The sequence below is a fragment of the Bavariicoccus seileri WCC 4188 genome (assembly GCF_000421665.1).
In the GTDB taxonomy this organism is placed as follows: Bacteria; Bacillota; Bacilli; order Lactobacillales; family Aerococcaceae; genus Bavariicoccus; species Bavariicoccus seileri.
This window is the reverse complement of the sequence record NZ_ATXL01000062.1, coordinates 1-8813: the sequence shown is the minus strand read 5'-3', so window position 1 is coordinate 8813 and position 8813 is coordinate 1. Positions and strand designations below refer to the sequence as shown.

The window sequence follows — 8813 nt, the reverse complement described above, 5'->3', positions numbered from 1 at the left end:
TTCGTCGAAGAGAGAAAATCATTCGCATCTTTCCTAACCGTGCTTCTGCCAACCGATTGGTTGGTGCTTTATTGATAGATACCCACGAAGAATGGCTTGGCTCGACCAGAAAGTATCTTAAATTTGATCAGTGAGAGAAGGTTGAACATTGTAGTGTATTTTACACAAGATTATGGACTTGACTAATTTATATGTCTGTCATATTTTATTTATCATTTAATCTCTGTCTAGCTATATCAAAATCACGTTAATGGGTAGCAGAGAATGCTGGTCATAACGATAGCGACATTTGGAATACTAGTTTTGATTTCTTGCGTTAGCATCGTAAACTGACTGCGTATCAAAGAAGTTTTTTAAGATATCTGTTTCCCCTGATAAGACTGAATTAAAACGAATGCCGTCGATATTGATCCGTGCATTCCGATAATAAGCATCAGTCAATTGGCCCCAAGAAGGTGTTGACGCATCTACATTGCAGTATATTGCAAAGCCTTGACTTTTTAGATACTCGTATTTCTCATTACTCGCAGTATAGTCTTGCCAATCAGCGATATCCGCCCCAAAAGGATAAATCAAAATCGAAGTCTTACCAATGACTGGAGCTACCTCTTGCTGCCACAACTCATTGTCTCTTTTGATATGGTCAAGACTCGCTTGAGTCATGTTAAGATGGCCCCACGAATGAGAAGCCATTTGCCAACCAGTTTCTACTAACCGCTTAGCAACTTTTTTAGCCTCTTCGATTTCTTTCTTAGTCTTATCGTTATCACCATATTCGGAAATCGATGTCCGATAGCCTAACACCCCATTATAACCGGTTAAAGCTAGTGTCCCCTTAGCCCCATGATAAGAAAAATCAGGGTGGGCTTTGACGAACGAGTCTAGAAGTGGCACCATATCGTAATCTCCGACTTCTTTTTTACCACCATCCTCGTAAGTGTTCTTGATCTCGTTATCCTTAGTCAATACTAGTTTAGAAGCAAAACCTTCGCCTTCCATATACTCGTAGTAGCTGACATCATCTTGTGACAAGATCAATGGTTTTTTATTTGGTGGTAATTTCAATCCTTTGAAAGTCACAAATTGGTCATCATTAACTGTAACAAAATCGTCAAAATTGACTAAGACATAATTATTTTTATGAAGTTGTTCAATGATTTTATTGAACTCACTGATTGTCACCATATAGTTTTTATAACCTTGGGCTTGAGAAGATTCAAAAGCCAATTTCGGATCGACAATCAAACTGTGGAAAAATAAATGTGAAAACTTACCTGGATCATTCCACTCAACGAGAGACTCTTTCTCTTTTTCAATTTCGGCCTTAAGATTCTTTGCTGCTTCACTATCTTCCTCAGAAATAGCTGCCAAAGCACCATCATAATCATAATGTGCTTTTAACAGATTCGCTTCTTCCAGTGCTTCAGATTCGGCTTTTTCTTCTTGCTTTTTGTTATCCTCTTTGCCCTTATCATCGCCATTACCTGCCTCGTCCTTATCACCATTTTGACTATGATCAGATGAACCGTCATTTTGAGACATTCTATCATCACTCTGGGATAAATTGTAGACCGCCATTGTTCCTAGAGACATAAAAAGAATAACTAAGACGACCGAAATAATTATTTTTGTTGTTCTGGACATAAAACCCCACCTTAGAAATATTGAGCACAAAAGCCATTGAACATCAAAGAAAAAAACATAAGCTACAATTATATTCTAACTAACCATTAGAATATCACAAGCTAATGTGTGATCCACTTTCATTGTACCATGAGTGTCCTAAGTATCTAGTAAATATCATTTTAATGACATGTGTTAAACATTTTGAAGGAAAAAGCTAGAGTGCTTCAAACAGCCACTCTAGCCTCATCTTGATTAAATGGTTCTATAATATTCAATGTTATCACTAATAAACATCATATTCCGGTTCTGCATTTTCCTGAGTTATCTCAATCACAAGTCTATGAGGTAAGCAGATGCTCGTTTGACCATTCTTCCAGATCCAACTCGTCTTGACCGCTATTTGATCAGGACTATTATCTTGTTTTACCCTAATGCGACCATCTTCCACTTGGACGATATTATACTGATCATCAGCTGGATAGTAAGTTTTCTCAAAATCATCAACTTCATCTAAATTAAATTCATCGACTAGTTCACCATTTATCCTAACAATTGCGATACGATCTCCCTCATTATCAACAGCCTGTGCTTCTTGTAGGAAGAAAAATAAGAATGGCAAGAAAGAACCAATAATTAAGACTATGATGACGACAAAATCAAACGGCTTGAAAACCTTCATAACCCGCTTGATTCGTGTTTTTAAGTGATCACTCTTAGCCATAACCAATCCCTCCTCCACTCTTTATAATAACAGCTAATCGTTTACTCTATTTTGATCTTTTATTTTAATTTTTTATTTTGAACTTTTATAGGACTCTATCTCAGACTAAAGACTAAAGGACCCTCTAGTCTTTAACCGTATCAGCAAACGTTTTCAATGTCAAACTTGTTAAACGCATCAATCTCGTTTCACCTTATAATCTCAATAACAACATACAGCAGAAAACGGAAGAAAAAGAAAAAGCTATGACAACAGACGTGTCACAGCTTCTATGTCAGTCCTATCAAGACGTAACATTATAATCTTACATTTAGTTTCTTTTAGCTTCTTTGATACTTGTGAAAAGTCGCTAAAGCATTGTTGTATAAAGATTTTTATTACCTCTGACTACACTTTGACTACTTTAGGAAAAATTGGCCGTTTAGGAATCCTATAATACCAGTGTTTTCACCGTGTTTTAGTCTTCCAAAGAACGAAATGCAAGTAATGGTTTTACCTTTTCATTATTAGTCAAATGACGGTAGATTTTTGAAGTTGTTTTGTCCGTGTGACCTAATCGATCCTTCAAGACATCCCAACTACAATACTCGGCTACCAGACTAGCCATTGTGTGACGAGCTAAGTGGGTATGGAATGGCTTTCCAATCCCTGACCGCTCCACACACCGTTTGACGTGATCATTTACATATTCCCTACGATAAGGTACCCCACGTTTACTAGCATCGAGATAAACAAATAAATAAGTCTCATCCACAATAAACCGGTGGTGCTTTCTCATCTCAGCTAAAGCACGAATCAATTGCTTTAGTTTTTCCATCGCCAATGGTGTTACCGGCACTCGTCTAGCAGAACTAACTGTCTTAGTAGTTTCAATACGAAAATCTTTACTCTTTCCTTTAACCGCTGTCTGTTTATAGAAGAGAATTTCATTTCTTTGAAAATCAATATCTTCTGGTTGTAAAGCAAGTGCCTCACTAACACGGCAGCCTGTATAGAATAGAACATGAAAGAGAACTGACATAGGTAATTCTTCATGGACAATCCCATAGTTCAAGAACGTCCTCAACTCATCTACCGTCAAAAACTTATCTTCCACATTATTGACAGCTTCTTTCAAATCCCGAACGGTTACTTGATACTTAGGTATTCTGACTGTCTTCATTGGATTTTCACTTACTAACTGCTTTTTGAGACAGTACTTGAAAACCATGTTTAGGACTTGAATCAGAGATTGTAGACTATTTTTAGCATAGCCTACGTCTGTACCGTTGAGGCCTCGTTCCTTCAAGTTGAAAACCAACTCTTGTAGTTCATCTGATGATAAATCACAGAGTCGTTTATTGCCAATCCAACGATTGATGATAGTCAGTTGTTCTGCTCGCTTATCATAGGTCGATTCTTTTTGTTCATTTAAGGACCGGTAATATTGAAACCATTTTTCACCTACAACGCTAAACTTGTCGTTGCTTGCAACAATCCTTTTCTTGTGTCGTTGCTCCTTTTCCATTTCCAGATAAGCAAGTTGTGCTTCCCGTTTTGAATTGAAACCACGTCTTGTTGTTCGAAATGCTTGAAAATACCAAGTGACTCTGCCAGTAGAACTAATTTGTTTTTTAAAACGATCTTTTGTTTTCATTTATTGATTCCTCCTATTTCGAAGGAACCCAACAAGCGAAAAATCTTTGGAAATCTTTCTATCTATGCTTCCATTGTACCGCATCTTAATAAAAAGATGTAACCTATAAAGATCGAAGTAGTCGCATTTGTTCACGAAAGCCATCTGCATCACTCTTCCTCATCCATTCTAAAACATCGTCTCGCAGGTAGTGTCCTCGAATTCCATACCAACAAGTCGGAAAATCGCCAAGTTTGACCAAGCGATTTAACGTACTATCACTGATTTGAAAAAGACGTTTCAAATCAGTATTAGTAAGTACTAGTGGTAGTTGCGCCATAGCAAGTAGCCTATCTGTGTATTCTTCTAGTTTCTTTTGCAAGTACGGATAAAAATCAGTTTCAAGAACACTTTGATTAGTAGGATATTCCAATTGCTTCACCTCTTCTCTATCGTAAAAAATCTTCCCCAGTATTTCTAAACAAAAATTAGGTATCATAAAGCAATGACGTAGATAAGAAAAATCAAGTCTTAAAAATAGTAGTTTTTCATCTATCAGCTGCTCTGCCAAAGCACATAGGAATCTCACCTCCCCCCAGTAATGGCGGGCCAATTTGGTTACGGAAGTATCATTATCGTAGTCACGAGTCTATTTCAAAAACTGTCGCTCAAAGAAGTCTCTTGTCATGGCGAAACTAACCAAAAACTCGTAAACTACACGTACTGATAGATATACTATTCAGTTTTCAAAGAGCATTTGGCTTTTTCAGCCTACGAAAGTCTTCTATTCAAAACTTATAAAAAACTTGCATAGAATGAAAAGGAAAGGGAAAAAATACGTTAACGAGTTGTATCAAATTCAAGTATCTTTTCAATCAATTTCGTTTCCAGTTGTCTACGCATATATTCATCCACATACATAACCATGCCCTTTTCTTCTTCATAAACAGGCTTCATAGCTACTCTTGAAATATAGTTTTGATATTTTGACAGGACAATGGTCATTGCGATTGAATCGCCGGATCTTGCAGCTTTGATCGTTTCTACTGGTATAGACGGTATATATCGTTTAGTTTTCTTCATAACTGTCACCTAACATCCTGTTCAGATCTTCTAAGGCTTCCTGACGTTGATACCAAACACTTCCAAGACTTTTTCCGACTATTTCACTAATTTCACGATCATTGAGACCAATGAAAAACGACATCAAGATGATCTCTTGTCTAATACTAGCCAATTGTTCAATTGCATTTGCCAATACTTCATTGCCTATTAAAATTTCGATTCCTAAGATAGGAAACTTCCCATTACCATTCAGCCTCGTGTCAGAATAATAGAATTCTGTACCTAGATTTTTTTGTTCCAACGTCTCCATTGAAATTTGACGCTGGCGAAATCTCGCATCTTTCTTTTGAATATTGAATGCTTCATTGCGGACTACTTTCTTACAAAAACTGTCAAACATATGTTGAATGTGGGTTTCTTTGGGGTCGCCCATAACATTTTCCTCCTCAAAAAATTCATTCAACTCATTTTCATATCTATCCCTTTCCATTATTACTACAATCTGGGAGTGAGCATTTTTCGAAAAAAGACAAATTTTTTTAAAATAAAAAGGCATACAGACAAAGACTGTCTATACGCCTCACAAACGTTCTGCACAGATATAATGATTGAAACATCGCTTATTAGCCAGATTGATATTTAACAAGATGAAACATTAATCTTCTTTACTATCCAGCAGCTTTACAATAGATTTTTGTGGTGTACTGTAAAAAATATTTTCTACAATTAACATTAGTAAGCAGAAATCTTCGTAGCTCTTCTCCACGGAACACCCAATACTTGCCCTGATTTGAATGGTGATAGAAACAAAGATTGCTATTTTTCTGGTAAAAATAGTGACTTGAAGAAAATGCTATTTCTTATTATTGACAAAAATGGCTACTATTAACATAGAAATTACTGTGAATGCTGTCATCATCCAGATTTGGGTTTGAAAATTAGTTGTCGTTGCGACGATTAGCGATAATCCAATGGGACCTCCAATTTGATGCATTGTGTTTGTCACTCCACTAGCAATACCGGCCAATTCATCAGGTGCTTCATAAACGCCTGCTGAGGTCACAGGGGCCAAGATTAAGCCTTGACCTAACCCCAGAATGACCATTGGAACAAAAACGGTTTGCCAATAGCCATTGGCCGGATTTGAGATGGCAAGTAGCATTAACCCGATCGCTAATATTATTTCACCGGACAGCAACACCTTATTGTTCCCAAATTTTCCAGTTAGCCTTGGCAGTTGCATTGCAATGATAAAATTAACAATTGTCAATGGTAAAAAAGCAAATCCTGATTCTAACGCTGAAAAACCATATTGGCTTTGCATCATCTGTGGCAAAAAGAACCAAAATGGTAACATTGCCATTATAAATAAGAGCCGCGTCACATATGCTCCAGAACGGATTTTGTTTTTAAAAAGTGCTAAAGGTAAAATTGGCGCAGCAGACTTTCCTTCCCATAAAATAAAGATTCCCAAAAAGACCACTCCGAGAAAGACAAGACCAATTTTTCCTTCAGTAAAGCCATAAATAATCCCAATCAAGCCAAAGATCGAAAGTATACTACCTAAATAGTCGATCCTTTCTTTTCGACGGACAGAAGGCGTCACATATTTCAACGTTAAAATAAATAGCACTAGTGTAAATGGCACGTTAATCAAAAATCCGGCCCGCCAAGAAATCAGGCTTGTCAGTCCCCCACCAACTAATAGACCGATACTTGAACCAATCCCGGCAGTTGCCCCATAATACGCAATTGCTCGTTGTCTCATATTGTTTTGATAGGCATCCATAATCAATGCCAGTGTTGTCGGTGCGATAATGGAACTCCCAATTCCTTGAACTGCCCGCATCGCAATCACCATTTCAGCAGTTTGTGACAAGCCAATGACTAATGAACTGATTCCAAAAATAAATAACCCGATTAAAAATATACGTTTTCTCCATAATAAATCAGAAAGACGTCCGCTTAATAATAAAAAGCCACCAAAAGTCAGTGTATAGGCGCTTGATACCCAGGACAGTGCTGCTGCAGACAAACCTAAGCTTTCCCCTATCTCTACAGAACTTGTAAAAATAATTGAATTATCCATTAATATTAAAAAATATGCTAATACCTGAATAATTCATAGAATTTCTGAAACTCTATTAAAAGCTTATTAACGCACGGTTCTTCTTTTCTTTTACCGCACCCTTTGGGTGTACAAAAAGAACCCCAATCTGCTATGGTTAAAGTGTCTAAACTAAACCAAGAAAGGGGTTCTCTCAATGGCTACATTACAGGAAAAACACGTAAAATTCAACTCTAAAATGGTGGTGTCAAACACCGGTGGTAATCTTTCGTCAGATGCCGGTCTCATCTTGGTGAAGGAATTCATGAATTCGCTTGGATTTTATTCGTTCGCGAAGCAATTCCTCCACTTCAATGAGGACCGTATTTATTGGACTCATGACAACATCTCCCTGCTCGAACAGCTGCTCTTCCAGTTGATTGCCGGATATTCCGCAGATTCATCCGCCAATCTCTTGAAGGAAGATCCCATTTTTCGGTTGGTTTTGGATAAGGAAGCCATCGCCTTCCTGGCCTCGCTATCCCGCTTCTGGGACCGGATCAGCGAGGAGAACATTGCACAGTTCCAGGAACTGAACCAAGCCATGCTGGACAAGGTCCGCATGGAACGGAACAATACCCAAATGATCATCGATTTAGATTCCACACATTCGGATACGTTCGGGAATCAAGAAAAGACTGAGCACAATGCCCATTACGGCACACAGGGCTATCATCCGTTGGTAGCCTTCGATGGCCTTACGGGAGACTTTCTGAAAGCAGAACTTCGTTCTGGAAATGTGTATACGTCAAAAGGTGTAAAAGATTTTCTGGCACCGATGCTCACACATTACCGTCAAGTCCTTCCCTGCACTGATATTTTGGTCCGGGGAGACAGCGGCTTTGCGACGCCCGAGGTCTATGATACGTGTGAATCCAACGAAAGTTTCTATGTCATCCGCCTGAAATCAAATAAAGTCGTGGAAAAACTAGCGGAAACCTTTGTCCTGGTTGGGGACGACCATCCCTGGGAGGAAAGGGAAGTCCACTACTATTCCGCGTTCTATCAAGCCAATAGCTGGTCCCAAAAACGTCGAATCTGTATCAAATCGACTCGGGAATCGAATCAGCTGGTGTTCAGTCACGAGTACGTGGTCACTAATTTTCACGAGGAACTATCCGCGAAAACCATCTTCCAGATTCACCATAAACGCGGCACCATGGAGAACTTCATCAAGGAAGCAAAAAATGGGTTCTATTTCGACAAGACGGATAGCTCAAGCTTCTTGGAAAATCATGCACGGATGATGGTAAGCCTGTTGGCTTACAACCTGGTCAACTTCATGAAGACCATATGTCTACCTGAAAAGGAAGCGACATTCCAAGTCGACACATTGCGGCTCCGCCTGTTCAAGGTCGCGGGTAATTTAGTCCGCAGTGGCCGTAGATTGCTTTTACGGATGAGCTCCTCCCATGTCTATCAAGACTTGTTTTATCAGTTACTGGACAAAATCCAGCAACTCAGTTGGCAAGTGTAAAATAGCAATCAGCTTTTAAAAAGACATGGAATCACTAAGGGATTCGTGCGCCCAAAAACAGCTCCAGATTCCCTATCTTCGTTAAAAAAACAAAAGGAAATCTGTTTTCGCAAGTACAAACCGGTTGAAAAAAGAAAATTCAACTCAAATCGATGTATAAACGTTATTTTCCCAAAAAAATTAGATCTATGAATTATTCAGG

The 8813-nt window shown here is 38.4% G+C and carries 9 protein-coding genes; 2 read left to right on the top strand and 7 right to left on the bottom strand.

Going from position 1 to position 8813, the window contains the following annotated elements; genetic code table 11:
- On the top strand, positions 1-134 hold a 134-nt coding region (locus H541_RS13295), incomplete at its 5' end, for a transposase (RefSeq protein ID WP_022796154.1).
- Positions 135-297: 163 nt separating this feature from the next.
- Here the strand turns inward: H541_RS13295 and H541_RS0109900 are convergent.
- The 7 genes from H541_RS0109900 to H541_RS12605 all read right to left on the bottom strand — a co-directional run bounded on the left by H541_RS0109900 (position 298) and on the right by H541_RS12605 (position 7149).
- The gene (locus H541_RS0109900) at positions 298-1644 is read right to left on the bottom strand and encodes a polysaccharide deacetylase family protein (protein WP_022797146.1); all 1347 of its coding nucleotides are present in this window, start codon (positions 1642-1644) and stop codon (positions 298-300) included.
- 265 nt (positions 1645-1909) lie between these two features.
- The gene (locus H541_RS0109895; protein WP_022797145.1) at positions 1910-2347 is read right to left on the bottom strand and encodes a NusG domain II-containing protein; all 438 of its coding nucleotides are present in this window, start codon (positions 2345-2347) and stop codon (positions 1910-1912) included.
- Positions 2348-2804: 457 nt separating this feature from the next.
- Entirely contained in the window at positions 2805-3983 is a 1179-nt protein-coding gene (locus H541_RS0109890; RefSeq protein WP_022797144.1) for a site-specific integrase, read from the bottom strand.
- Positions 3984-4086: 103 nt separating this feature from the next.
- A complete protein-coding gene (locus tag H541_RS0109885) occupies positions 4087-4461 on the bottom strand; it encodes a helix-turn-helix domain-containing protein (protein ID WP_425268456.1) in 375 nt (124 codons plus the stop codon).
- A 341-nt stretch (positions 4462-4802) separates the two neighbouring features.
- Positions 4803-5045: a helix-turn-helix domain-containing protein gene (locus H541_RS0109880; protein WP_022797142.1), complete on the bottom strand. Its 243-nt coding sequence runs from the start codon at positions 5043-5045 to the stop codon at positions 4803-4805.
- Positions 5032-5460, bottom strand: a complete 429-nt coding sequence (locus H541_RS0109875) for an RNA polymerase sigma factor (RefSeq protein ID WP_022797141.1) — start codon at positions 5458-5460, stop codon at positions 5032-5034. Before H541_RS0109875 ends, H541_RS0109880 begins: the two co-directional genes overlap by 14 nt.
- A gap of 420 nt (positions 5461-5880) precedes the next feature.
- Positions 5881-7149, bottom strand: coding sequence for an MFS transporter (locus tag H541_RS12605; protein ID WP_156831902.1), 1269 nt, complete (start codon positions 7147-7149; stop codon positions 5881-5883).
- Between the two features lie 142 nt (positions 7150-7291).
- On the opposite strand from H541_RS12605, the gene H541_RS0109865 reads away from it, so the two are divergent.
- Complete coding sequence (locus H541_RS0109865; protein ID WP_022796352.1) at positions 7292-8611, top strand: IS1380 family transposase; 1320 nt, start codon at positions 7292-7294, stop codon at positions 8609-8611.
- Positions 8612-8813 lie beyond the last annotated feature (202 nt).